The sequence below is a fragment of the Mycetocola zhadangensis genome (genome assembly GCF_003668565.1).
In the GTDB taxonomy this organism is placed as follows: Bacteria; Actinomycetota; Actinomycetes; order Actinomycetales; family Microbacteriaceae; genus Mycetocola_A; species Mycetocola_A zhadangensis.
Genome location: NZ_RCWJ01000001.1, coordinates 877,920 through 902,078, shown reverse-complemented (window position 1 = coordinate 902,078; position 24,159 = coordinate 877,920). Strand labels below are relative to the sequence as shown.

Below are 24,159 nucleotides of genomic sequence, written 5' to 3'. Positions count from 1 at the left end.
CGCTGGGCGTTTTCTCGTTAACCGGGCGATACCTCGTGCGGGTACGCGGCTGCGCGGTGCTGGAACGCGAGGATCGCCGGGTTCTGGATGACGCCGTCACGAATTTCGACGGCGCGACGGATGGTTTCGTTCTGGTCGTCGTCGGTCGGACCGTCCATGACCGTGCGAAGGAACGGCAGAAGGGCTTCGCTGATCTCCCAGGTGGCGGAGTTCCACAGGTGGGACGGTGTGTGGTCGACGGCGTAGTAGCTGATGTGGTCGCCGACCTCGACGAGGGGCTCGTCGAAGGTCGTCATCTTCGCCCACTCGAACCCCATGGCCTCATCACATGACACGTCGATCAGCAGGCTGCCTGGGGTGAACAGAGCGAGGTCGTCTGTTGTCACGTAGATCATCGGGTCGTTCGGATCCTGGAGCGAACAGTTCACGACGATGTCGTGCTGTGCCAAGAAAGGTGCGAGCGGTTTTCTGCCGTCGTCAGTGAGTACCGCAGAGAGAAATGCGCCGTCATCGTCCTGGGCGAACTGGACGATCGTTGCGGAGTGGATGGGCGCGCTCACTGCCGCACGCTCGCGGCTGGTCAGCACGGTGACGTCGTGAACGCCGAGGGCGTTGAGCGCGGTGACCGCTCCCCTGGCCGTCGCTCCAAAGCCAATCACGACGGCGTTGAGGCGCCGTCCATAGTCGCCGGAGGATCCGACAAGCTCGAGTGCGTGGAGGACCGCAGCGTAGCCGGCGATCTCGTTGTTCTTGTGGAACACGTGCAGGGCGAAGCTGCCCTCCCGCGTCCAGTGGTTCATGGCCTCGAACGCGATCAGCGTGAGTTTGTTGTCGATGGCGAGCTGAGTCAGTTCTGGGTCCTGGACACAGTGCGGCCAGCCCCAGAGCGTCTGTCCATCGCGAAGCTCTGCGAGGTCGGCTGCCTGCGGTTTCGGGAGGACGACAATGTCGGAGCGGCTCAACACCTCAGCGCGAGGGAGCACGGCCGCGACGAGCCCGCGAAGAGTGGCGTCCGAAACCCCGAATCGCGCCCCGTAGCCCTCTTCGACAACCATCCGTGCGCGGAGGTCGTCCTCGATTCGTTCGAAGTGCAATGGGTGGATCGGGAGGCGCCGCTCGTGCTTTTTTCGCGACGTGGCCAAGACGCCGAGCGTTCGGAAGTCGGTGGCTGGTGCGGCGTGAATTGACCTGTCGGTCATGAGTCTCCTTGAGCAAGATCAGCGTTGAACGTGCCTCAGAGACTACGCCACAGCGGCGTCGGCGAGCCGCCTACGCCTGTTCGCTGTTCTCTCGCTCGTTCGCGGGCTCCCGCTCGTCAGCGTGAGAAACGGGCCGTGCGACCGGAATGCGACTTCCGAGAACCTGGGCAACAACATCGCGCGCAATCTGCTGGCCGGTGAGACCAGCGTCGAACATGATCTGCTCGCGAGTGGCGTGCGAAATGAACGAGTCAGGCAGACCGAGTTCGTCGACTGCCGTGTCAACGCCGGCGCTGCGAAGGTCCTGTCGGATTCGTGTTCCAATCCCGCCGACGCGAATACCGTCTTCGATCGAGATCACGAGCCGGTGCGTGCGGGCCAGTTCGATGACGCTCTGCGGCACAGGCACCACCCAGCGAGGGTCGATAACCGTTGCGCCGATACCCTGGGCCTCCAGGCGGCGGGCGACGTCGAGACCGATGTCGGCCATCGGGCCGACCGTGACGATGAGGACGTCGGGCTTTTCGCTCTCGTAGAGCACGTCGACCTTGTCGGCCGTGCGTCGGAGTGCCGGGATGGGCGCTTGCACGTTGCCCTTGGGAAAGCGAAGCACAGTTGGTGCGTCGTCGACGGCGACGGCTTCGGCGAGCTCCTCCTGCAGGCGCTCGGCGTCACGAGGGGCGGCGAGGCGGATGCCGGGAACGAGCTGAAGGATAGCGAGATCCCAGATGCCGTGGTGGGAGGGGCCGTCCGGTCCGGTGACGCCAGCGCGGTCCAGTACGAAGGTGACACCCGCCTTATGCAGCGCGATGTCCATCAGGATCTGGTCGAATGCACGGTTGACGAATGTCGCGTAGATGGCGACGACAGGGTGTAACCCTCCGAAAGCGAGGCCAGCGGCGCTTGTCGCGGCGTGCTGCTCGGCGATGCCAACGTCGTGCACCCGGTTAGGGAATCGCTCAGCGAATTTGTGCAGCCCGGTTGGGCGAAGCATGGCGGCGGTCAGCCCGACAATCTTCTCGTTCTTCTCTGCGAGCGAGACGAGGGTGTCGCTGAAGACCCCCGTCCAGGACTGGCCGCTGCTTGCCGAGATCGGTTCACCGGTGATCGGGTCGATCTTTCCGACGGCATGGAACTGGTCGGCCTCGTCATCGACGGCCGGGGCGTAGCCCTTGCCCTTTTGCGTTATGGCGTGAACGATGACGGGCGCGCCATAGCTTTTCGCCTGCTCGAGCGCTTCCTGCATGGCGTGGAGGTCGTGACCGTCAACGGGGCCGATGTACTTGATGTCCAGGTTCGAGTACAGCGCTTCGTTGTTGCTGAAGCGGCTGAGGAACCCGTGGGCGCCGCCCCGCACGCCGCGGTAGACAGCGCGTCCAGGGGCACCGAGGCGGTCGAACATGCGCTGGCTGGTGAGGTAGAGATCCTTGTAGGCCCGACGTGTGCGCACGGTGTTGAGGAACCGTGCCATGCCGCCGATCGTTGGCGCGTAGGAGCGGCCGTTGTCGTTCACAACGATGATGAGGCGACGGGTGTTGTCGTCGCTGATGTTGTTGAGCGCTTCCCAGGTCATTCCACCGGTGAGGGCGCCGTCGCCGACAACTGCAACAACGCTGCGCTCGGTCTGCCCTGTCATCTCGAAGGCGCGGGATATTCCGTCAGCCCAGCTCAGTGAACTCGAGGCGTGTGAGCTTTCCACGATGTCGTGGGGTGACTCGCTGCGCTGGGGATAGCCGGCGAGTCCGCCGCGCTCGCGCAGGTTTTCAAAGTTCTGGCGACCAGTGAGCAACTTGTGCACGTAGGACTGGTGGCCGGTGTCGAAGACAATGGCGTCGTTCGGCGAGTCAAACACCCGGTGGATCGCGAGGGTCAATTCGACAACACCGAGGTTGGGCCCGAGGTGCCCGCCTGTGCGCGAGACCTCGCTGACCAGGAAGGTACGAACCTCCGCGGCCAGTTGCACGAGTTGATCCTTCGAGAGGGCATCGAGGTCACGTGGACCTCGGATCGACTCAAGAAGACCCATTCGAACTCCCAACATTTCTGCCATCGCTGGTGCGATCGGCGCGCTCCACTCTACGCGCTGCCCCTGAGCGTTTCCGGTTGGAATCGTTCAGGGGCAGCCGTGAGAGGTGGTGCTTTCTTAGACGAGGCTCCGCAGAACGTACTGCAGGATGCCACCGTTGCGGTAGTAGTCCGCTTCACCCGGGGTGTCGATCCGTACGACAGCGTCGAACTCAACCGGCTGCTTGCCCTCCGGCGAGTGCTCGGTCGGCTCTGCGACGACGTGCACGGTCTTCGGGGTGGTGCCGTCGTTGAGCGCTTCGAGTCCGATGATGCTGATCGACTCTGTGCCGTCGAGGCCGAGGCTCTCCCAGCTCTCGCCCGCGGGGAACTGCAGCGGGACGACGCCCATTCCGATGAGGTTCGAGCGGTGAATACGCTCGAAGCTCTCGGTGATGACTGCCTTCACTCCGAGGAGGCTTGTGCCCTTTGCAGCCCAGTCGCGCGACGATCCGGAGCCGTACTCCTTGCCACCGAGGATCACCAGCGGAACGCCGGCTGCCTGGTAGTTCTGCGACGCGTCGTAGATGAAGGACTCAGGGGCGTCTGCCTGGGTGAAGTCGCGGGTGTACCCACCCTCGACTCCATCGAGCAGCTGGTTCTTCAGGCGGATGTTCGCGAAGGTTCCGCGAATCATCACCTCGTGGTTTCCGCGGCGGGAACCATAGGAGTTGAAGTCCTTGCGCTCAATGCCGTGCTCAGTGAGATAGCGACCGGCCGGGCTGTCCGCCTTGATGGAACCGGCTGGGCTGATGTGGTCGGTTGTCACCGAGTCGCCGAGCTTGGCGAGCACGCGGGCACCGGTGATGTCGGCGACCGGAGTCGTCTCCATCGTCATGCCCTCGAAGTACGGGGGCTTCCGCACGTACGTCGACTCGGGGTTCCAGTCGAAGGTGCTTCCTGCCGGGGTCGGCAGTGAACGCCAGCGCTCGTCACCCTCGAACACCGAAGCGTACTCGTGGGTGAACATTTCGGTGTCGATTGAGCTGTCGATCGTGCTCTGGACCTCTGCGGAGTCCGGCCAGATGTCCTTCAGGAAAACGTCGTTTCCTTCTGTGTCTTTGCCGAGCGCATCCGTTTCGAAGTCAAAGTTCATCGATCCGGCAAGTGCGTAAGCAATGACCAGCGGCGGGCTGGCCAGGTAGTTCATCTTTACGTCGGGGTTGATGCGCCCCTCGAAGTTTCGGTTACCCGAGAGCACTGCCGTCACGGCGAGGTCGCTCTCGTTGATTGCTGCCGAGATTTCTTCGGCGAGCGGGCCGGAGTTACCGATACAGGTGGTGCAGCCGTATCCAACCGTGTAGAAGCCGAGGGCCTCCAGGTCGTCGGTGAGGCCGGCCTTGGCGTAGTAGTCGGTGACAACCTTGGAGCCGGGAGCCAGGGTGGTCTTGACCCACGGCTTCGCCGTCAGGCCCTTCTTCGCCGCGTTGCGGGCGAGAAGACCAGCAGCGAGCATGACGGAAGGGTTGGACGTGTTCGTGCACGAGGTGATCGCGGCGATGGTCACAGCGCCGTGGTCGAGTGTGAACTTCGAGCCGTCGTCCAGCGTCACTTCCGTCGGCTTCGACGCCGTTGAGGGCGCGTGGCTCGTGTGCGAGTGCGTGTGGTGGTTGTGCTCGCTCTCCGGTGTGTTGGCTGGCGGGTCAGACGCCGGGAAGGACTCGCTGGTTTCGAGATCGACGAGGTCGTGTGTGACGTCAGCGTAGTTGTTGAGGTCAAGTTCGAACTGGTTCTTCGCTGCGCTGAGCTCAATGCGGTCCTGCGGACGCTTCGGGCCGGCGATCGACGGCACCACTGTCGACAGGTCGAGTTCGAGGTACTCGCTGAACGATGGCTCAACGGACGGGTCGTGCCAGAGTCCCTGAACCTTCGAGTACTCTTCGACGAGCTTGACCTGCTCTTCGCTTCGGCCGGTGAGGCGCAGGTAGTCGAGCGTCACGTCGTCGATGGGGAACATCGCGGCCGTCGAGCCGAACTCGGGGCTCATGTTTCCGATGGTGGCGCGGTTAGCCAGGGGAACCTCGGCAACACCTTCACCGTAGAACTCGACGAACTTGCCGACGACACCGTGCTTGCGGAGCTGCTGGGTGATGGTGAGCACTACGTCTGTTGCGGTCACTCCCGTTGGAATAGAGCCGGTGAGCTTGAAGCCGACGACCTTCGGGATGAGCATCGAAACGGGCTGGCCGAGCATGGCCGCCTCTGCTTCGATTCCGCCGACACCCCAGCCGAGTACGCCGAGCCCGTTCACCATGGTGGTGTGCGAGTCGGTTCCGACGAGGGTGTCCGGGTATGCCTGGAGCGCGCCGTTGACGGTGCGGGTGTATGTGACGCGGGCCAGGTACTCAATGTTGACCTGGTGCACGATGCCGGTTCCTGGCGGAACGACCTTGAAGTCCTCGAACGCGGTCTGTCCCCAACGGAGGAACTGGTAACGCTCACCGTTCCGCTGGTACTCGATCTCGACGTTGCGCTCCAGAGCATCTTCGGTGCCGAAGAGGTCGGCGATCACCGAGTGGTCGATGACGAGCTCGGCTGGAGCGAGCGGGTTAATCTTGGTCGGGTCTCCCCCGAGCTCAGCTACGGCCTCACGCATGGTGGCGAGGTCGACGATGCACGGCACTCCTGTGAAGTCCTGCATGACGACGCGTGCCGGGGTGAACTGGATCTCGGTGTCGGGCTCTGCCGACGGGTCCCAGCTGCCGAGAGTGCGAATCTGCTCCGCCGTGACGTTTTTGCCGTCTTCGGTGCGGAGCAGGTTCTCAAGGAGGACCTTGAGGCTGAACGGCAGCTTCTCGTAGCCCTGGACTGTGTCGAGACGGAAGATCTCGTAGTCGGTGCCACCGACTGTGAGAGTGTTCTTCGCCCCGAAGCTATTAACGGTAGACACGTTTGCCTTCTCCTTCGTTGGCACAGGCACTGACACGACTGCCTGCCTTGGGTCAATCTTGGGTTCCCCTGCGCCAGTTTTTCTAGCAAGGTTTGCCTAACTCTCAGGCATAGCCTGAGGGGCCACCTGCGACCAATTTATCTTGATGTCGAGATAACTCTATCAGGAGGCGACAGGGTATTTGCGGTACAACGCGCGCACGGCCAGCCACGTGACGATCAGCATCGGCGCGTACAACGGCAGCCCCATGAACAGTTTGGTGCCAGCGAGCCACTCAACGTTCCCCGAGAAGTACAGAGGGAGCTGCACGGCCAGTCGCGCCAGGAACATTCCGGCCCAGCACAGGGTGAGGAGCGCGAAAGTGCGCCGCTTGACGGTGTCCTTCTTCCAGGCCGTCGAGTCATTCATGAGGTAACCCGCGATGAGGCCGATCAGAGGCCAGCCGACGAGGATCGAGACCAGCAATGCAGCGGCGTACGCCCCGTTGGTGACGAAGCCAAGGACAAAGTTGTCCTCTGGTCGGCCGGTGAAGAGCGCGAGCGCCGCCGACACCACGGCCCCGATCAGCCCACCGACGGCGCTTGCCACCGGTGTCTTCTGGATCAGTCGAGCAACAGTGAGCACCGCTGCAATACCGACAGAGACCACAAGGGAAAGGAGCAGGTCCTTCGAGAGCGTGTACACCACAAGAAAGAGGAGCCCAGGGACAACGGCTTCTACGAGGCCCCGGATGCCACCCATCGCCTCGAGCAGGACGTGACCGTTTGGCTTCTCCGCCTGCGCAAGAACGTTGAGCCCCGACTTCCGTGCCGCTTCGGCAATCGCCGCATTTACCGCTGCTGCGGCTTCGCTCTCCTGCGGTGCGGCCTCTTTTGCCCCATCGGCACCGGCGTTGGTGCCCCGCACGTGGTCGTCTGAAAGCTCAGGCATTAGTCCGTCGGTGCGGCGGTTGGCGGCATGACAAGCGGAATCAGGTCGCGCGGAGGCATCGGTGACGAACCTCGCACAACGACGACACTTCGGAAAAGGTCCTCGACAAGTGCTGCAGCTTCCGCATTGGTTGCCGCCTCTCCGGCAATGACGCCGCGCAGGAACCAGCGGGGACCGTCAACACCGACGAAACGAGCGATGCGGGTGCCGGCTGAACCGTCCGAACCTGACACGACGGGAACCTCGGCAAGCAATTCCGGGCCGAAAGTGCCGTCGCGTTCCGTTACGGTTCCGCCCTGTCGTGCGATCTGGTCCTGGATCTGCTCGCGGGTCTCGTGCCACAGACCCGTGCTTCGCGGTGCCGCGAACGGCTGGATCTGCAGGGTCGACCCGGCGTAATCGAGCCCAACAGCAACGATGCGCTTGGTGCTCTCCTCGACCTCGAGCCGCAGGTTGAGGCCATCGCGCGGAAGGATCTTGACTCCTCCCAGGTCGATGTATGGGCGGACCGCGTTGGCCTCAGACTCGTCGAATGGACCTTCGGTGGCCCGGTCTACCGGCGCGGACTTCGAAATATCCAGTGCGTCCGCGTCCTCAGCGTCGACCGCGCTGACAGCTGTCGACTGGGCGTCTGAGGACTCCTCGAGCTCCGCGCTCTCGGGTTCCGTCACGTCAGCGGCCAGTTCCGTCTCGGCTGCGGTGTTCTTGTTCTTCTTGCTCATGCCTGAGCTCCTGTCTGAATCGTGTCATAACCGGTCGAGCCGAAGCCGCGATCCCCACGGGAACTGCCGGGGAGGGACTCGACGGGCACGAACCGTGCTTTCGATACGGGCATGACGATGATCTGAGCGATCCTGTCGCCCGCGGCAATCGAATACGGGTTGCTGTTGTCGGTGTTCAGCAGAGTCACTCGGATCTCCCCGCGGTACCCGGCGTCGACGGTGCCAGGCGAGTTCACGATCGTGATGCCGTGCTTGGACGCCAGTCCCGACCGCGGCACGACAAACGCGACGTAACCGTCTGGGAGGGCGATGGAGATGCCGGTGCCGACAACAGCACGCTCACCGGGTGCGAGAGTCAGGTCTTCAGTAGACTTGAGGTCTGCGCCCGCATCGCCCGGGTGGGCGTAAGCAGGCAGTTCCGGGGCGACAATGAGTACGTCTACGCTTTCGGTCACGTGTCGAGGGTAGTGCAGAAGTCTGGATGAGAAGAGACATGGCCGAATATCGCGAACGTTTATGGCCTGCACCGTGGATCCTGGTGGCGACTGCGCTCGTCATCCCGGCCAGCCTGCTTGTGCTTGCTCCGCTTTCCATGCTCGTCGGAGCTGTCACTGGAATCGTGCTGTACGCCGGTTGCGTCGGTTTGTTTGTCTACGGAGCGCCGATCCTCGCTGTTCGCGACGGCAAGCTGTCAGCGGGGCGCGCAACGATCGGGGTTAACCTGGTCGGCGATGTCGTCCCGTTCGACGGGGAAGAGGCTTCTCTGGAACGCGGCCAAAGGCTCAACGCGAGGGCTTTTCTGATTCTTCGTGGTGGCATCCGTGGAGTGGTCAAGGTTCAGATCCTCGACCCGAATGACCCGACACCGTACTGGCTTCTCTCAACACGTCGACCAACAGAACTGGCCGCTGCGATCGTACGATCGCAACGGCCAGATGTTCCCGTCGAAAACTAGGCTGCACACTCCAGGCAGACCGGTCCGAGCTTTGACTCGTGGTCGATCTGTGAGCGGTGCTTCACGAGGAAGCACTCAACGCAGGTGAACTCGTCAGCCTGCGGCGGCAGAACGACGACATCGAGGTCGAGGTCCGAAAGGTCGGCGCCCGGCAGGTCGAAACCGCCGGGGTTGTCGGCATCTTCGTCACCGACAGATCCAGACAGTTTGTCTGGCACGCGCTCCTTGAGGGCCTCAATCGACTCTGAATCGTCGTCGGTTTTCCTGGGGGCGTCGTAATCCGTTGCCATGTCCATCCACTTCTTGTGTTGTCTTCCGATCGCTTTCGGCGGCCACAGTTTGCATCAATCTGGATCGAATAGCAAACCGGGTTATCTCTACGAGAAGCGACACGGTGTGGAACCTGCGGCACGCCCACGTTATTCCCAAGGAAACGGCATATCCCGTGACACCATTTGGATAACAAATCACAGCCTGAGAGGCAGTTGATCATGCACGATTTGAAGGTCATTGGCGTCGAGGACGGCGCACTCATTGCCGCAACAGAGAGCGGCGAGCGTTTTCGTCTCGTTATCGACGAGGTTTTGCAATCCCATGTGCGCCGGAGCCGCAAGGAACCGTCACACGGGCCAAAGCCGAGCCCGCGCGAAGTTCAGGCGCACATCCGGTCCGGACTGTCGGCAGAGGAAGTTGCAGACATCACCGGCGCCGACCTCGAGTACGTTCAGCGCTTCGAGGGACCTGTGCTTGCCGAGCGCGAGCACATTGTTGGCGCCGCACTGAGCGTCCACGTGCTGACTACCGTCGACCCGACGCGTGACGATGATGACGACAGCTTCGGTTCAGCGATTCGCGCGAGGCTCGAATCACTTGGTGCCTCCGAAGAACGGTGGACGAGCTGGAAAGAGGCGACGGGTGGCTGGGTGGTCAAGCTTTCGTTCACGGCGAACGACATCGACCACGACGCCCGCTGGAGCTTCGAACCGAAGAAGCAGGCGCTCGCTCCGTTGAACGGTGAGGCAGTGACCCTGTCCAAGCAGGGTGAACTCCCCCAGCAGGGCCTGATCCCTCGGCTCCGCGCCGTCGAGCGTGACGACGCACGCCCGGACGACAGTCGGTTCGACAGCGGTGCATTCAACTTCCGCGATAACTCTGATGACAGCTTCGACCTGTCTCCGACGATCGACATCTCGGCGATCGGGCGGCCACAGGCATCCTCGAAGGCTGCAGCAGCTGCTGCGATCAATCGAGCCGAAGATACCGGATCGTCGAACCAGTCCAACCAGACCGCCGACCTGCTCGAGGCCCTGCGCAAGCGCAGGGGCGAGCGGGAATCAGCGCCGGTCGACCAGACGCACATGGAAACAGCGAAAGCACCGCGTCTCGTCGACGCGCCAGTTCCTGAGCCGAAGGCGCCTGAGGACGCTCCGGTTTCTTCGCCAGCCGAAGCGCCTGTGACATCCACCCGCGGAAGCAGCAAGCGCGGACGCACTGCTATGCCGTCATGGGACGAGATCGTCTTCGGGGCGCGAACAGACGAGGACTGATCCGGCCCGGCGAACGTCCCAGCTCAGCGGCGGAAGGCTCCGAGCCTGATCAGGGGAATCGAGCGTTCGTCGTGTGTGAGCGAACCGTGCTGGCCGATCATCCTGCGCGCCGACTGGTCTGCCGGCCTCGAGTCGTAGTAGACAACTCGCTTCCGCGCCGCGACCATGACGTCACCGATGCGGGGAACAACGTCGGGCGCAACGTCGCCAAGCAACCCTGAGGCGATGACGTCTTCTCTCGTAGCCACCCAGGCGCGGTCTCCCTCGCTGTCATTCCAGACGGAGGCGACTGCCTCGCGGTCGGCTGCGGTTGCTCCGGCTTCGAGATACAGGTGAAGGCAGCGAGGCTCTCCGCCGACGTGGCGCACACCCTGGATTAGTTCGGGGGCTGTGTCGAACAGTATGTGTCCAGAGCCGGGAACGTCGATTGAGCCGTGGTCGGCTGTGACCAGGAGACCGGTTCTGACCGGCAGTTCCAAGCTGAGCTTGTGCAACTCGGCGTCGACCGATTCCAGTGCGTTGAGCCACTGGTCGGATTCCCAGCCGTACTGGTGGGACGCCTTGTCGAGCTCTGGGATGTAGAGATACGTCAGCGACCCGGGGTGTTCCCGCGCGATCCGGACAGCAGCGGCGCGGCGGTCGGCCAGGCTATTGGCTGGCACGTATCTGGCCCCGCGCAGGATGGCACGAGTAAAGCCGGAACTGGCGTACTTCGCCTGCCCGATCGCGAACGAGGCAATCCCATCGTCGCCGGCGGTCTCGAACACCGTGCGCTCGCGCTGCCAGGTTTCGGGAACCATCAACTCATCCCAGCCGCTGAGCTGGTTGACGACCCTGTCGTTCTCGGCGTCGAGCGCGCGATAACCGACCAGCCCGTGGCGGCCAGGAAGCGTTCCAGTGGCGAACGTGGCCAGTGCGGCAGCGGTTGTGGACGGGAAGACGCTCACAAGTGAGTCGCTCTTTGTCGCCGTCAGGAACCGGGCGTGTCCGGCTCGAGCCTGCAGCTGCGTCCTGCCCAATCCATCGACAACAACGACGACGACGGATTCCGCGGGCGGCAGGGACAAATCGTTCGATTTTCCGTGCAAAGCCGCGACCGAATCCGGGAGAACATCGGCAAGGCTGCGGGCGCCGGCTTTGTCGGTGGGTAGCATTGTGGCCATCGGGCCAATTCTGGCACAGAGTCGCCATGCGGCCGATCGCCCGACGGCACCCGCCATCTTTCCCTCCTGCCTGAGAAACGCCGAATGACCCCGAAGAAAACCCCAGCAGCTCCAGAAGCATTCACCGAGCGCATCCAGGACGTCGACGTCTCCACCGAAATGCAGGGCTCGTTCCTCGAGTATGCCTATTCGGTGATCTACTCCCGAGCCCTCCCCGACGCGCGAGACGGTCTCAAACCGGTGCAGCGTCGCATCCTGTACATGATGACCGAGATGGGTCTCCGCCCGGAACGCGGCCACGTGAAAAGCGCCCGCGTCACCGGCGAGGTCATGGGCAAGCTGCACCCGCATGGCGACAGCGCGATCTATGATGCGCTCGTTCGCCTCGCCCAGTCGTTCACGATGCGAGTTCCCCTCATCGATGGCCACGGCAACTTCGGTTCGCTTGACGACGGTCCGGCCGCGGCGAGGTACACCGAGGCGCGACTCGACGCTGCGGCCCTTGCTATGACGGACGGGCTCGACGAAGACGTCGTCGACTTCATCCCCAACTACGACAACCAGCTCACCCAACCCGACGTTCTCCCCGCCGCATTTCCGAACCTCCTTGTCAACGGCGCAAGCGGAATCGCAGTCGGCATGGCCACGAATATGGCCCCGCACAACCTCGTCGAGGTCATTGGCGCCGCCCGTCACCTCCTCGCCCACCCCGACGCGACACTCGACGAACTCATGGAGTATGTGCCGGGCCCTGACCTGCCCACCGGCGGCACCATCGTCGGACTTGCCGGCATCAAGGACGCATACGCAACAGGCCGAGGCAGCTTCAAGACCCGGGCGAAGGTCTCCGTCGAGAGCCTGTCCGCACGCAAGACAGGACTGATCTTCACGGAGCTCCCCTACCTTGTCGGGCCGGAACGCGTCATTGAGAAGATCAAGGACGGCGTCACCAACAAAAAGCTCAGTGGTATTTCGGATGTCACGGACCTCACGGACCGCACACACGGGCTGCGACTCGTCGTCGGTATCAAGACCGGGTTCAGCCCCGAAGCCGTTCTTGAACAGTTGTATCGGTACACCCCGCTCGAAGACGGCTTCAGCATCAACAATGTCGCGCTTGTTGGCGGCGGCCCACAGACTCTCGGGCTTCGCGAACTTCTGCAGGTGTACGTCGACCACCGGATCGAGGTCGTCACAAGGCGATCGGCCTACCGGCTGGCACGCCGCCGCGAACGGCTGCACCTCGTCGAGGGAATGCTCATTGCCATCGTCGACATCGACGAGGTCATCCAGGTAATCCGGGCGAGCAACGACACCGATCAGGCTCGCACTCGGCTCATCGAGGTGTTCGACCTGTCACAGTTGCAGGCCGAGTACATCCTCGAGCTGCGTCTGCGCCGCCTGACACGTTTCTCCCGCATCGAGCTTGAGACCGAACGCGACAAACTCAAGGCTGAGATCGCCGAACTCGAGACGTTGCTGGCGAGCGAAGCGCTCATCCGTAAGCAGGTGTCCGTTGAGTTGGCTGAGGTGGCTGAGCGGTTCGGCACCCCGCGTCGCACGCTGCTCACCGAGGCGCGTCCGAGCATCGCAAGTGCATCGGCGAAACGGCAATCTGCCCAGCTCGAAGTCGCTGACGTCCCCTGCAGGGTCTACCTGTCCGCGACCGGACGTGCGCTTCGCATAGACACGGCCGAGCGGCCTGACGGTGAGGAAACGACGTCGAACGGACGCGTCCGCAGACGAACCAAGCACGATGCGATTCTGTCGACGCTCGACACCACGTCGCGCTCGGAGATCGGAGCGGTGACATCTCTCGGACGGCTTGTCAGGTTCAGCCCGGTCGATCTTCCAGTTGTCCCGACCAATTCGCTGCAGATGGGCGCCGGAGTCAAGATCGGCGACTACCTCGCGCTGCCCAACAAGGCCGAACGAGTGCTTGCCCTGGTTTCTCTTGAGAGCACCGACGCGATCGCCCTCGGAACACGGCACGGAGTGGTCAAACGCGTCACCCCCGGCGACTGGCCGAACAAGCCCGACTTCGAGGTGATTGGACTCAAGCCCAAGGACGAGGTGATTGGCGCTGTCCAGGCCCCAGAGTCCGTCGAGCTGGTTTTTGTCAGCTCAGCAGCCCAACTCCTTCACTTCCCAGCGTCTGCCGTTCGACCGCAGGGACGTCCCGCAGGCGGTATGGCCGGAATGAACCTGCCAGCGGATAGCCACATCATCTTCTTTGGCGCGGTCGCTCCGGACGCAGAGATCTCGGTCGCGACCGTTTCGGTGAGCTCCGCGACCATCCCGGGTACCGACCCTGGTCGAGTAAAGATTTCGCCATTCTCGGAGTACCCGGCCAAGGGTCGCGCCACTGGCGGAGTTCGCACTCACACGTTCCTCAAGGGCGAAGACATGCTTGCACTCGCCTGGGTCGGCGCCTCCCCCGCCATGGCGATTGGTCCGGACGGATCAGCGCGCACTCTGCCGGAGATCCCGGCGAAGCGTGATGCGTCTGGCACAGCTATCGATAGCGTGATCGGGTTCTTCGGAGGCGAAATTTCGGTCTGATGGTTGGCGCGGGTCACGCACAAGAAAAGGCGGCGGAGTTATCCGCCGCCTTTCTCGTTCCGCCTGACGTTCACAGCCGTTAGGCGTCGATGCGGTCCCGGTTGAGCCGGTCTGAGCTATCGATGATGAACTCCTTGCGTGGAGCAACATCGTTGCCCATCAGCAGTTCGAAAACATGCGCCGCCTGTTCGGCGTCCGGCACCTGCACGCGACGCAGGGTTCGGTGGCGCCGATCCATGGTCGTCGTCGCGAGTTGATCCGCGTCCATCTCGCCGAGACCCTTATAACGCTGAATCGGCTCCAGGTATCGCTTGTTCGTCTTCTTGAGATTGGCAAGCACCGCGTGAAGTTCCTGCTCGGAGTACGTATAAATGGTGTCGTTCGGCTTGGACCCCGGGTTGATCACGATCACCCGGTGCAGCGGTGGGACGGCCGCGAAGACACGCCCCTCAGTAATCATCGGCCGCATGTAGCGGAAGAACAGGGTGAGGAGAAGGGTCCGGATGTGTGCGCCGTCGACATCAGCATCGCTCATGATGATGACTTTGCCGTACCGCGCAGCAGAGAGGTCGAAACTGCGCCCCGACCCAGCACCGATGACCTGGATGATCGAGGCGCACTCGCTGTTGGACAACATGTCAGAAACGGATGCCTTCTGGACGTTGAGAATCTTGCCACGAATCGGCAGAAGGGCCTGGTATTCGCTGTCGCGCGCGTTTTTCGCGGTCCCGAGCGCAGAGTCACCCTCAACAATGAGCAGTTCGCTGTTCGCGACGTCACTGGACCGGCAATCGACAAGCTTCGCCGGAAGCGTCGAGCTCTCCAGGGCGTTCTTGCGTCTCTGTGTTTCCTTGTGCGCCCTCGCTGAGATTCGGGACTTCATTTCGGACACGATCTTGTCGAGGACGAGTGCCGTTTGCGCCTTGTCGTCCCGCTTCGACGACGCGAAACGTTCCTTCAACGCTTTCGTGACAACGGCCGCAACGATGTTGCGTGCCGCGGGTGTGCCGAGGATCTCCTTCGTCTGCCCCTCAAACTGCGGCTCGGGCAGTCGAACAGTCAACACCGCGGTGAGCCCAGCAAGTACGTCGTCTTTCTCGAGCTTGTCGTTTCCGACTTTGAGCCTGCGAGCGTTCGCCTCAACCTGGGCGCGAAGCACTTTGAGCAGGCCCTGGTCGAAACCAAGCTGGTGTGAGCCACCCTTCGGTGTCGCGATGATGTTCACGAAGCTTTTGGATACGGTGTCGTAGCCTGTGCCCCAGCGAAGAGCGATGTCCACCTCGCAGGTGCGCTCCAGTTCGGTCGGCACCATGGCGCCGGTCTCGCTGAGGACCGGCACCGTCTCCTTGAAGGTTCCGGAGCCCTGCAACCGCCAGACGTCTGTCACAGGGGTGTCGGTGGCGAGGTGTTCAACGAACTCCGAAATGCCGCCCTCGTACTGGAACAGGTGCGACGTGCCTTCCGGCGACCGCCTGTCGTCGATAGTCAGGGCAAGGCCCGGGATGAGGAACGCCGTTTGCCGCGCACGGCCCACGAGGTCGTCCATTTGGAACGCAGCCCCCTGGGTGAAGATCTGCCGGTCAGCCCAGTACCGCACACGCGACCCGGTGACGCCCTTCTTGACCTTGCCGACCACGCGCAGTTCGCTGCCGAACTCGAAAGGCGCAAACGGGGCATCCGGGCTCGCTTCCTTGCCTTTGTCGTCGAATATCCCCGGCTCACCGCGGTGGAACGACATGGCCCAGGTCTTACCGTCGCGGTCGACCTCGACATCGAGCCGCTCGCTCAATGCGTTCACGACTGACGCGCCGACGCCGTGCAGTCCACCAGACGCCGCGTACGAACCAGAACCGAACTTGCCGCCCGCGTGAAGCTTCGTGAAAACGACCTCGACCCCGCTGAGGCCCGTCTTCGGTTCAATATCGACGGGGATGCCACGGGCACGGTCTCGTACTTCGACGCTTCCGTCTGGGTGCAGAACCACATCGATGTGATCGCCGTGTCCCCCAAGGGCCTCATCGACGGAGTTGTCGATGATTTCCCACAGGCAGTGCATGAGGCCGCGGGAGTCAGTGGACCCGATGTACATGCCGGGCCGTTTGCGAACGGCTTCGAGGCCTTCAAGAACGGAAAGGTGGCGGGCGGAATAGTCGGAACTCACCTGTCAAGCCTATAGACGGCACCGCCGCTTTCCGCCAAAGACACGGGACCCCGGCGGGCTTCCGGGCTGAATGACGCAATGATCTACGCGCACAGCGAAATACTCCGGCCGTCGGGACGATTCCCGGGTTCACGTGGTTTCATTGGGTAACACAGCATTTTTGTGAAAACGCGAGGTCAGGAGGAGCTCATGTCACAGGGAGAAAACGGTACCGTCCGAGAAGAGACCGGTGCCGTCGACACGCTCGAGCCACAGCTGACCGCGGCAGACCGCTGCGACAGCTGCGGTGCACAGGCGTACATCCGCGTGGTAGTGAAGAGCGGGGAACTGCTGTTCTGCGCACACCACGGCAAGAAATACCAGGAAAAGTTGAGCGCGATCGCGCACAGCTGGCACGACGAGTCGGCCAGGCTCCTCGAAGACCAGCGGGCCTAAGCAGCTTCAGTCCGCAAAAAACGCCGCCCGGGACCCGGGCGGCGTTTTTTAGTGCGGTTACTCTATGACTTCTGCGCGGTGGCGGGCACTTTGGCCAGCAGAATCGAGCGTGCGAGGTCGACAGTCTTGTCGAGGGACGTATGTTCAGCGTTGGGAACGTAATCGACGCCTGCCCGTGATGTTGCACGAGTGATGAGGTCATCAGCCAGCCTCGGGTTCAGCACGAGCGCCGGGCCGTGCAGATGCGTACCAAAACTGTTCCCCGTGACGGCGCCATCAGTGCCGTCGCCGTTCCCGACGCCGTGGCGCACCCGCCCCAGTGGTTTCTGGTCAGGGCGCCCGACAAAGACTGACGTGTGGTTTTCGGTGCCGATGAGCAGGCCGAGGTCGCTTTCGACGGCGAACGCTTCGGTAATGATGCGCGGCCTCGATGCGTCGACGGACCCGGCGAAAACCCCCGCGCCGGGGATCACTTCGTCGGAGCCGAACCGGACGGAGGCACTCAGCAGGTGGAAGCCCGCTCCAGCGGCGAAGATCACCACGCCGGCCTCAGACCACTCAGTCAGCAGCGGAGCAATGCGCGCGATGTCCGAGGCGAGCGACCGTTGCGCGCTCGATGTTCCTGTTCCGATCGTCACGATGTCCGGAGCAGCTGGCAGCTCGTCACCCGGGTGGTACGCGTGCTCAGACACGTCAAGCCCAGCCAGCCGCATGCGTCGAACGAGCGCCGTACGGTTTCCAACGTCTCCGTTCAGCGAGAGATGCGCTGGGTAAAGTTCCAGGACAGAGATCGTCATGCTGCACCCGCTTCCAGGTCTTTGTAGCCCAGGTATCGGCGCGTCGCCATCATCTGGTCATAGTCGAGGAAGAAGGTGTGGCGTCCGCTTGTCGGCCGTGGGCCATCAAGCATCCGTTGCACAGCCTTCGTGATGTCTGGCTCGATGACTCCGAAGTCCTTGCCCTCGTACGCGAGGCGAAGCGCTACGAAGGCGCCCTTCGGTCCGGAGATGACGTTCACGTGGTCGAGTTTGCTCAAGTCGGCTGCGTACAGCCACGACGGGTCCTTACTCGACTCGTCATAGGCGAACAGCACGGATTCCGGCGTTCCCTCGAGGTAGTCGAGGTTGAGTTGCAGACTCGCGAGGTTCTTCAGCATGAGAATTTCAACCTCAACGCCGTTCACCTGCAGGATCTCACCGCGACCGTACACGGTCTTCGTGGTCTGCACTGCCGTGATTGCCCGGGTGATGTCGAACTTGTCACCGAGGTTCCGCGCAGCGAGGGTGAAAGCTGCCGCGATGTCGACGGCGTAGTGCAGTCCTCGAGACGGCATCCGAATGTCGTACACGTCGCCAGCCCAGGATATTTGGGCGTCGTACCCGTCAGCGCGAACAACTTCGGCAACCGCTGTGCGGAAGTTCACGGTTTGCGCGTCGGTGAAGTCTCGAGCTGACACCTGGCCATGCGGGGCCGCAGCCTGCACCTCGGCCGTTGCACCGAAATACTCGACGTTCAGCCGACCCTCGGCCTCGAGCTCGCTGCCGAGCTTGCCCAGGAAATTATCGTCACGGTTGAGAACGATCGACGACGTGATTTCCGCGGCGATACCGCGGAACATCTGAGCGACCTTGTCGGGCTCACCGAAGCGGTAGATCTGATCGACGAGCAGGTTGAGAATGACAGCTGACGCTGGCTTCAGCTGACGGGCAATGGCAGCACCGTAGCCCTCGTCGATCTCGAGGATCGCGATATCGGCATTCATGCGTCCGGTCAGACTGGTTTCGGCGAGGATCGCCGAGGCGATGCCCTGCGGCATATTCGCGCCGGACGGGTTAGTGAAGACCCGAAGCCCGTGCTCACGCATGACTGCTGAAAGCAGGTTGGTCGTCGTCGACTTGCCGTTTGACCCGAGGACGAAGACGACGCCATACGGAAGCTGTGAGGCGACATCCCTCATGATGTGTGGTGCGAGTTTCTGCACCACAACCCCGGGCATGGCGCTTCCGCCACCTCGCAACCGCGTGACGAAGCGCGTCACGCGGCCGGCGAGGATGGGAAGGACGTAGTGCAGGCCGGTCGGTTTACTCAAGGTAGTCCCGAAGCGACTGCGACCGTGACGGGTGACGCAGCTTGGCCATGGTCTTCGATTCGATCTGGCGGATGCGCTCACGCGTAACACCGAAGGTGTCGCCGATCTGATCGAGGGTCTTGGGCATGCCGTCACCGAGGCCGAAGCGCATGCGGATGACTCCGGCTTCACGCTCGCTCAAGGAATCGAGCAGGCTCTCGAGCTGCTTCTGCAGCATGGTGAACCCAACAGCGTCAGCGGGAACGACGGCTTCGGTGTCCTCGATGAGGTCACCGAACTCGCTGTCTCCATCTTCACCGAGCGGGGTGTGAAGTGAAATCGGCTCGCGGCCGTACTTCTGCACCTCGATGACCTTTTCGGGAGTCATGTCGAGCTCGCGGCTGAGTTCCTCAGGCGTCGGCTCGCGACCGAGGTCCTGCAGCATCTGCCGCTGGACGCGGGCGAGCTTGTTGATGACCTCCACCATGTGCACTGGGATTCGAATGGTGCGCGCCTGGTCGGCCATGGCGCGAGTGATCGCCTGACGGATCCACCAGGTGGCGTAGGTCGAGAACTTGAAGCCCTTGGTGTAGTCGAACTTCTCGACGGCACGGATCAGGCCCAGGTTGCCCTCCTGGATCAGGTCCAAGAACTGCATTCCGCGACCGGTGTACCGCTTGGCGAGCGAGACGACGAGTCGAAGGTTTGCACCGAGCAGGTGGCTCTTGGCCCGGGCGCCGTCCTTCGCAACCCAGGTTAGTTCGCGACCGAGCTGGGTACGCTTCGCGGCGTCATCCATCTGAGACAGTTTGTCCTCTGCGAACAAGCCAGCTTCGATACGCATGGCGAGCTCGACCTCTTCAGCCGCGTTGAGGAGCGCGACCTTTCCGATCTGCTTGAGGTAGTCCTTGACCGGGTCTGCCGTGGCGCCGGTGATCGCGGAGGAATAGACGGGAACTTCGTCCTCGTCGTCCGTCGCGGAGAGCACGAGGGCACCCTGCGGGAGAGCCTCGGTGGCAATCGTGCGGGTCTTCGAATCTTCTTCGTCGTCGTGGTCGTCATCGGCGACGTCAGGAGCCGCGGCAGCCTCTTCCACGTCGTCGGCTACCTTCTTCTTCGCTCCACGCTTCGCGGGAGCGGCCTTGGCAGGCGCGTCGACGGCGCCTGCCGCTGCGGCTGCTGCTGCCTTGTCGGCCTTCGCTTTCGCTGCTGCGGTCATCTTCTTTGCGGCGGGAGCCTTCACGGCTGCTGTTGTCGCAGTTGTCTGTTCTTCTTCTGCCGAAGTTTGTGCGGCCTTGGTGGCCATAAGAGCACCTTTCAGTCCCCGAGCTGGGAAGTCGCCAGAACCCGCTCGTGGGCCCAGATTTTGTTTTCGGACATTACGAGGACCCATGTCAAGTCCGGGCAGTTCGCTGCACGTTTCACAACGAGCACGCCACGGGAACCTGAACGGGTCCTTATTAGCATTATGTCACGTTTTCGTCCACTACCCCGCCACCTTCGGGTTCGGCCGGATTAAGTCGACGTGGCGGCATGTCAACGGCGGCGGCGGATCTTCTCGATAGCTGCAACCCACAAGGGGCCCACTTCAATTCCCTCATCGAGCACGATTCTGCGCCGCGTGCGCCTACGGGCACCGATGAGCATGACGATCCCGAACCCAATAACGAGGTATTGCACGAGGAAAGCTACCTTGAACGACGAGATGCTGTAGAGCTCGGTCGAGCTGGCTCCAGGCGCCGCCTGCAGGTCGAGGATGAGCCCGATGAGGTACATCATGATGAAGCTCGCGAGGAATCCGCCAACGTTCACGACGCCATTGGCGGCGCCGAGCACACGCACCGGATTGAACGTTCGAGCGAAGTCGAATCCGATCAGCGAGCCGGGGCCTCCGGCACCCAGAACGACGAGAAGCAGGACCAGCAACCACAGAGGCGGGACACCGGGCCAGGCGAGGAACACTGCCCACGCCAGTGCGATGGCAAATACGATGCCGAGAACGAGGTTGCTTCTCCGGTACGGGTATCGGGCCGAGAGAAGACCGAGGATTGGACCGATGATGACGCCGGACGCCACAACAACGAGCAGCATCGACGCGGCCAGTCTCTCATCGAGTCCCATGGCGTAGACCATGAACGGATATCCCCAGAGCAGAGAGAAGACCGTGCCGGACGACTGGGTCGAATAGTGTGCCCAGAAGCCGAGCTGGGTTCCTGGGCGGGCAAAACTCGCGCGGAGTTCTCGCATCGCCTCCCGCAGTGTCCCGACGCGCGGCTGCTCTGTCGATGTCGACGGACGATCACGAATCACCGCAACAGACAGCACAAGGGCGAGAGCGACAAAGGACGCCGCAGCCACAAACGCGCTTGTCCACCCGGATTGGTGCAGGACCCAGGCGAAAGGGATAGCAGACAGAATCTGGCCTGCTTGGCCGAGGTTGCCCATCCACTGCGACAACTGCGGAACTGTGCGCCCGGAGAACCAGGACGTCACCAAACGCATGACGGAGACAAAGATCGCTGCGTCACCAGCGCCGACCAGAACACGGCCGATGACCGCGACACCGATGGTTGGGGCGAACGCCAAAACGAGCTGGCCCGCCACCATGAAAGTCAGACCGCTGAGAATGAGGACGCGCGGGCCAAGTCGGTCGATGAGCACACCGATGGGCACCTGGAGTGCCGCATAGACGATGAGTTGAACGACGGCAAGCGCGCTGAGTGCTGACGCCGAGGCGTCGAACCTGTCAACCGCCGACACTCCGGCAACGCCCAGGGTCGACCGCTGCATGACCGCGGCGATGTACGCAATTACCCCCACCCAGAAGACGAACCAGGATTTGCGGGAGTTCACGCTCTCAGCATAGGACGGAGTCTGGTCAGGAGCGTGCGCCAGGCCCCATCGAGCCGCCAGAGCCCTCGTCGGGACCCTTGCGTCCCGCGAGGAACTTCTCGAGCTCCGCTGCGATCTCATCCGCGCTCGGGAGTACTCCGTCAGAGTCCATCAGCGGCGACTTCAGCGCGTTGTTTTCCATGTAGGCGTCATAGCGTTGCTCGAGCGTTCCGACCAGACGACGAAGCTCCTCATTGCCCTGAACCTGCTCGTCGATCCTCGACACGAAATCCCGGCCTTCTTCGCGGAGCTCGTCGGTCGGCAGAATCAGACCGGTGGCAGCACTGATGCTGTCGATTGTGGCGAGTGCCGCGGAAGGGAACTCGGTGTCAGCCAGGTAGTGCGGGATCAGCAGTGCGAAGCCGGCAACATCTGCCCCTAGTTCGGTGAGGCGGTACTCAAGCAGGTGAAGTACGTTCGACGGCACCTGGGTGTGCGGTCGCCAGACGCTCATCGCGTCGATCAGGTCATCGCGAGTTCCGCTGACGGTCACTCCGATCGGCCGGGTGTGAGGAACCGGCATCGGAATGGCGTGGACCCAGGTTGTGCGGGCAACCGCAAATCGCTCGATCAATCCGATGACGTCGCGAACAAACCGCTCCCACAGGAAATCCGGCTCGTAACCGGTGAGCATGAGGAAGGGCTGGTGCAGGTCATCCTGCGCGAGCGACAGCTGAAGGAGCGGCGGCGTGTACTCAGTGAGCCTGTCTTCGTTGAAGTAGATGATCGGGCGCCGCGCCCGGTAATCCAGCAGCAAGTCGTTGTCGAAAACCGCGATCGGTTCACTCGTGACTGCCTGCCGTGAATACTCATTGAACTGCCCGGCAGCCCCGCCTGCGTCCGAGAAGCCGGTGAGCGCAATCACGAGGTCCAGGCCGGCTGGCACAGTGGACGCAGCTGGGGTCAGCTCGAACAAATCACCGGTAACGCTCATGCGTCCACTCTAATCCGCGCCCGTTGGTGAACCTCCATCGCCACGGAGTCCGGGAAGTGCCGAGAGCGAACAGCACCTGCTTGTTCGGAGTCACCCAACGTCTACCATGAAGCAATGCCCGTTTTTGATCTATCCGTGTCCTCTTCCCCCGCTTCCGACTTCGCCACCGACGTACTCGTTCTCGGTGCGACAGCCAACGGGAACGGGCCGGAGCTTCTTGCCCCGGCGGGATTCGACTGGCTGGCCGACTCGCTGAAGGCGATCGGAGCCACCGGCGCCGTCGACCAGCTCATTCGCGTTCCCGGCAACTCGACGGCGAACAGTATCGCCATCATCGGGATCGGTTCTGAGGTCACGCCTGACGCACTTCGCATCGCTGCCGGTTCTGCCATCCGCCAGCTCGCCGGAGCTGTTCACGTCGCGCTGGCCCTGCCGGTGAGAGACGCTGCCGAACTCGAAGCGGCGCTCGAGGGTGCCGCCCTCGGCGCCTACTCATTCACGGCTTACAAGAGCACATCGCTTGACAGCCAGAAGCCCCCGGTGGCGAACATCACGGTCCTCGCCGATGGGGCCCTTGCGACGTCCGATGAGGCTCAGGCTGCTGTCTCCCGCGCACGCGTTGTCGCCACAGCGGTCGCCGAACTCAAGGATCTCGCCGCGACGCCCGCTAACGATCTCTACCCTGAATCCCTCGCTGCCGCAGCCGAAGCATCCGTTCGTGATCTTCCTGTGGAGGTCACCGTGTGGAATGAGGAGTCGCTGCGCCGCGATGGCTTCGGCGGCATTCTTGGAGTCGGGCAGGGCTCGAGCCGCGGTCCGCGGCTCGTCAAGCTCGCATACTCCCCCGCTGGAGCGACCCGCCACATCGCCCTCGTCGGAAAGGGCATCACCTTCGACACCGGCGGACTCAGTCTCAAGCCGGCTGCCTCAATGCTCGGCATGAAGGACGACATGACTGGCGCCGCAACGGTGCTCGCTGTCGTTCGAGCAGCGGCCGAACTGGGGCTGAACGTTCGTGTCACCGCCTGGCTCTGCATCGCGGAGAACATGCCATCTGGAACGGCCATCCGGCCGGGAGACGTATTGCGGATCGCCAACGGAACAACTGTTGAAGTGACGAACACGGATGCCGAAGGCCGCCTGGTGATGGCAGACGGACTTGTGGCTGCGAGTGCCGAGCGGCCCGACGCCATCATCGACGTCGCGACGCTCACCGGAGCCCAGGTTGTCGCGCTGGGCAACCGCTACACCGGAGTCATGGGAGACGAAGCTCTCGTTGGCCACGTGCTGGACGCCGCGAAGGCAACTGGTGAATTCATGTGGCCCATGCCGTTCGCTGAGGAGCTTCGCAGCCTGCTGCGTTCGGACGTAGCCGACATGGTCAACGCCAAGGTAGGAAACCGTGCCGGCGGCATGCTGGTGGCCGGCCTGTTCCTGCGCGAGTTTGTCGGCAAGGTCAGCGACGACGACGGCGCGCCCTCAATTCCGTGGGCTCACCTCGACATCGCCGGCCCAGGAACGAACGGCGAATCGCCATACGGCTTCACCGGAACGGGACCGACCGGAGTGGCCGTGCGAACACTGCTCCGGGTGGCCGAAGACTTTTCCCGCCCGTAGTAAGGTCATATGGGCAGTCA

19 protein-coding genes are annotated in these 24,159 nt (G+C 62.8%); 5 read left to right on the top strand and 14 right to left on the bottom strand.

Annotated elements, in window-relative coordinates:
* Nucleotides 1–17: 17 nt before the first annotated feature.
* The 6 genes from D9V28_RS04330 to dut all read right to left on the bottom strand — a co-directional run bounded on the left by D9V28_RS04330 (nucleotide 18) and on the right by dut (nucleotide 8,260).
* Nucleotides 18–1,199, bottom strand: coding sequence for a N(5)-(carboxyethyl)ornithine synthase (locus D9V28_RS04330; protein ID WP_121658429.1), 1,182 nt, complete (start codon nucleotides 1,197–1,199; stop codon nucleotides 18–20).
* A 70-nt stretch (nucleotides 1,200–1,269) separates the two neighbouring features.
* Entirely contained in the window at nucleotides 1,270–3,225 is a 1,956-nt protein-coding gene (gene dxs / locus D9V28_RS04325) for a 1-deoxy-D-xylulose-5-phosphate synthase (protein ID WP_121658428.1), read from the bottom strand.
* Between the two features lie 117 nt (nucleotides 3,226–3,342).
* Entirely contained in the window at nucleotides 3,343–6,153 is a 2,811-nt protein-coding gene (gene acnA, locus D9V28_RS04320) for an aconitate hydratase AcnA (protein WP_121658898.1), read from the bottom strand.
* 162 nt (nucleotides 6,154–6,315) lie between these two features.
* Complete coding sequence (locus tag D9V28_RS04315) at nucleotides 6,316–7,083, bottom strand: DUF3159 domain-containing protein (RefSeq protein ID WP_121658427.1); 768 nt, start codon at nucleotides 7,081–7,083, stop codon at nucleotides 6,316–6,318.
* A complete protein-coding gene (locus D9V28_RS04310; protein WP_121658426.1) occupies nucleotides 7,083–7,805 on the bottom strand; it encodes a DUF3710 domain-containing protein in 723 nt (240 codons plus the stop codon). Before D9V28_RS04310 ends, D9V28_RS04315 begins: the two co-directional genes overlap by 1 nt.
* The gene (gene dut / locus D9V28_RS04305) at nucleotides 7,802–8,260 is read right to left on the bottom strand and encodes a dUTP diphosphatase (protein WP_121658425.1); all 459 of its coding nucleotides are present in this window, start codon (nucleotides 8,258–8,260) and stop codon (nucleotides 7,802–7,804) included. Before dut ends, D9V28_RS04310 begins: the two co-directional genes overlap by 4 nt.
* 38 nt (nucleotides 8,261–8,298) lie before the next feature.
* Between dut and D9V28_RS04300 the strand changes: the two genes are divergently transcribed.
* Complete coding sequence (locus tag D9V28_RS04300) at nucleotides 8,299–8,760, top strand: DUF3093 domain-containing protein (protein WP_121658424.1); 462 nt, start codon at nucleotides 8,299–8,301, stop codon at nucleotides 8,758–8,760.
* On the opposite strand, the gene D9V28_RS04295 is transcribed toward D9V28_RS04300, so the two are convergent.
* Nucleotides 8,757–9,050 carry a DUF4193 domain-containing protein gene (locus D9V28_RS04295; protein WP_121658897.1) on the bottom strand — a complete coding sequence of 98 codons (294 nt, stop codon included), beginning with the start codon at nucleotides 9,048–9,050 and terminating at the stop codon, nucleotides 8,757–8,759. The genes D9V28_RS04300 and D9V28_RS04295 overlap by 4 nt on opposite strands.
* A gap of 201 nt (nucleotides 9,051–9,251) precedes the next feature.
* On the opposite strand from D9V28_RS04295, the gene sepH reads away from it, so the two are divergent.
* A complete protein-coding gene (gene sepH / locus D9V28_RS04290; protein ID WP_121658423.1) occupies nucleotides 9,252–10,307 on the top strand; it encodes a septation protein SepH in 1,056 nt (351 codons plus the stop codon).
* Nucleotides 10,308–10,330: 23 nt separating this feature from the next.
* Here sepH and D9V28_RS04285 read toward each other — a convergent pair whose 3' ends face one another.
* On the bottom strand, nucleotides 10,331–11,470 hold the full coding sequence (locus tag D9V28_RS04285) for an alkaline phosphatase family protein (protein WP_121658422.1): 1,140 nt from the start codon (nucleotides 11,468–11,470) through the stop codon (nucleotides 10,331–10,333).
* Between the two features lie 84 nt (nucleotides 11,471–11,554).
* Here D9V28_RS04285 and D9V28_RS04280 point away from each other — a divergent pair, with 84 nt between their 5' ends.
* Nucleotides 11,555–14,032 (top strand): DNA gyrase/topoisomerase IV subunit A, encoded by a 2,478-nt coding sequence (locus tag D9V28_RS04280; RefSeq protein WP_121658421.1) that lies wholly within the window; start codon nucleotides 11,555–11,557, stop codon nucleotides 14,030–14,032.
* Between the two features lie 79 nt (nucleotides 14,033–14,111).
* Here D9V28_RS04280 and D9V28_RS04275 read toward each other — a convergent pair whose 3' ends face one another.
* Nucleotides 14,112–16,193 (bottom strand): DNA gyrase/topoisomerase IV subunit B, encoded by a 2,082-nt coding sequence (locus D9V28_RS04275; RefSeq protein ID WP_121658420.1) that lies wholly within the window; start codon nucleotides 16,191–16,193, stop codon nucleotides 14,112–14,114.
* Between the two features lie 189 nt (nucleotides 16,194–16,382).
* Here D9V28_RS04275 and D9V28_RS04270 point away from each other — a divergent pair, with 189 nt between their 5' ends.
* Entirely contained in the window at nucleotides 16,383–16,628 is a 246-nt protein-coding gene (locus D9V28_RS04270) for a DUF7455 domain-containing protein (protein WP_121658419.1), read from the top strand.
* Between the two features lie 62 nt (nucleotides 16,629–16,690).
* Here the strand turns inward: D9V28_RS04270 and D9V28_RS04265 are convergent, their stop codons facing one another.
* From D9V28_RS04265 to D9V28_RS04245, 5 genes are all read right to left on the bottom strand, one after another.
* The gene (locus D9V28_RS04265) at nucleotides 16,691–17,425 is read right to left on the bottom strand and encodes a type 1 glutamine amidotransferase (RefSeq protein WP_121658418.1); all 735 of its coding nucleotides are present in this window, start codon (nucleotides 17,423–17,425) and stop codon (nucleotides 16,691–16,693) included.
* The gene (locus tag D9V28_RS04260; RefSeq protein WP_147440908.1) at nucleotides 17,422–18,717 is read right to left on the bottom strand and encodes a Mur ligase family protein; all 1,296 of its coding nucleotides are present in this window, start codon (nucleotides 18,715–18,717) and stop codon (nucleotides 17,422–17,424) included. The genes D9V28_RS04265 and D9V28_RS04260 overlap by 4 nt, the downstream gene beginning before the upstream one ends.
* Nucleotides 18,710–20,002 (bottom strand): RNA polymerase sigma factor, encoded by a 1,293-nt coding sequence (locus D9V28_RS04255; protein WP_121658416.1) that lies wholly within the window; start codon nucleotides 20,000–20,002, stop codon nucleotides 18,710–18,712. Before D9V28_RS04255 ends, D9V28_RS04260 begins: the two co-directional genes overlap by 8 nt.
* Nucleotides 20,003–20,232: 230 nt before the next feature.
* On the bottom strand, nucleotides 20,233–21,549 hold the full coding sequence (locus tag D9V28_RS04250) for an MFS transporter (RefSeq protein WP_121658415.1): 1,317 nt from the start codon (nucleotides 21,547–21,549) through the stop codon (nucleotides 20,233–20,235).
* A 25-nt stretch (nucleotides 21,550–21,574) separates the two neighbouring features.
* Nucleotides 21,575–22,522, bottom strand: coding sequence for a proteasome assembly chaperone family protein (locus tag D9V28_RS04245; protein ID WP_121658414.1), 948 nt, complete (start codon nucleotides 22,520–22,522; stop codon nucleotides 21,575–21,577).
* Nucleotides 22,523–22,636: 114 nt separating this feature from the next.
* Here D9V28_RS04245 and D9V28_RS04240 point away from each other — a divergent pair, with 114 nt between their 5' ends.
* Entirely contained in the window at nucleotides 22,637–24,139 is a 1,503-nt protein-coding gene (locus D9V28_RS04240) for a leucyl aminopeptidase (protein ID WP_121658413.1), read from the top strand.
* Nucleotides 24,140–24,159: the final 20 nt, after the last annotated feature.

What these genes read in the sequence shown, in the direction of transcription:
- D9V28_RS04330 (WP_121658429.1), bottom strand. Translation starts at nt 1,199, where the DNA reads ATGACCGACAGGTCAATTCACGCCGCACCAGCCACCGACTTCCGAACG.
- dxs (WP_121658428.1), bottom strand. Translation starts at nt 3,225, where the DNA reads ATGGGTCTTCTTGAGTCGATCCGAGGTCCACGTGACCTCGATGCCCTC.
- D9V28_RS04315 (WP_121658427.1), bottom strand. Translation starts at nt 7,083, where the DNA reads ATGCCTGAGCTTTCAGACGACCACGTGCGGGGCACCAACGCCGGTGCC.
- D9V28_RS04310 (WP_121658426.1), bottom strand. Translation starts at nt 7,805, where the DNA reads ATGAGCAAGAAGAACAAGAACACCGCAGCCGAGACGGAACTGGCCGCT.
- D9V28_RS04300 (WP_121658424.1), top strand. Translation starts at nt 8,299, where the DNA reads ATGGCCGAATATCGCGAACGTTTATGGCCTGCACCGTGGATCCTGGTG.
- D9V28_RS04295 (WP_121658897.1), bottom strand. Translation starts at nt 9,050, where the DNA reads ATGGCAACGGATTACGACGCCCCCAGGAAAACCGACGACGATTCAGAG.
- sepH (WP_121658423.1), top strand. Translation starts at nt 9,252, where the DNA reads ATGCACGATTTGAAGGTCATTGGCGTCGAGGACGGCGCACTCATTGCC.
- D9V28_RS04285 (WP_121658422.1), bottom strand. Translation starts at nt 11,470, where the DNA reads ATGGCCACAATGCTACCCACCGACAAAGCCGGCGCCCGCAGCCTTGCC.
- D9V28_RS04280 (WP_121658421.1), top strand. Translation starts at nt 11,555, where the DNA reads ATGACCCCGAAGAAAACCCCAGCAGCTCCAGAAGCATTCACCGAGCGC.
- D9V28_RS04270 (WP_121658419.1), top strand. Translation starts at nt 16,383, where the DNA reads ATGTCACAGGGAGAAAACGGTACCGTCCGAGAAGAGACCGGTGCCGTC.
- D9V28_RS04265 (WP_121658418.1), bottom strand. Translation starts at nt 17,425, where the DNA reads ATGACGATCTCTGTCCTGGAACTTTACCCAGCGCATCTCTCGCTGAAC.
- D9V28_RS04255 (WP_121658416.1), bottom strand. Translation starts at nt 20,002, where the DNA reads ATGGCCACCAAGGCCGCACAAACTTCGGCAGAAGAAGAACAGACAACT.
- D9V28_RS04245 (WP_121658414.1), bottom strand. Translation starts at nt 22,522, where the DNA reads ATGAGCGTTACCGGTGATTTGTTCGAGCTGACCCCAGCTGCGTCCACT.
- D9V28_RS04240 (WP_121658413.1), top strand. Translation starts at nt 22,637, where the DNA reads ATGCCCGTTTTTGATCTATCCGTGTCCTCTTCCCCCGCTTCCGACTTC.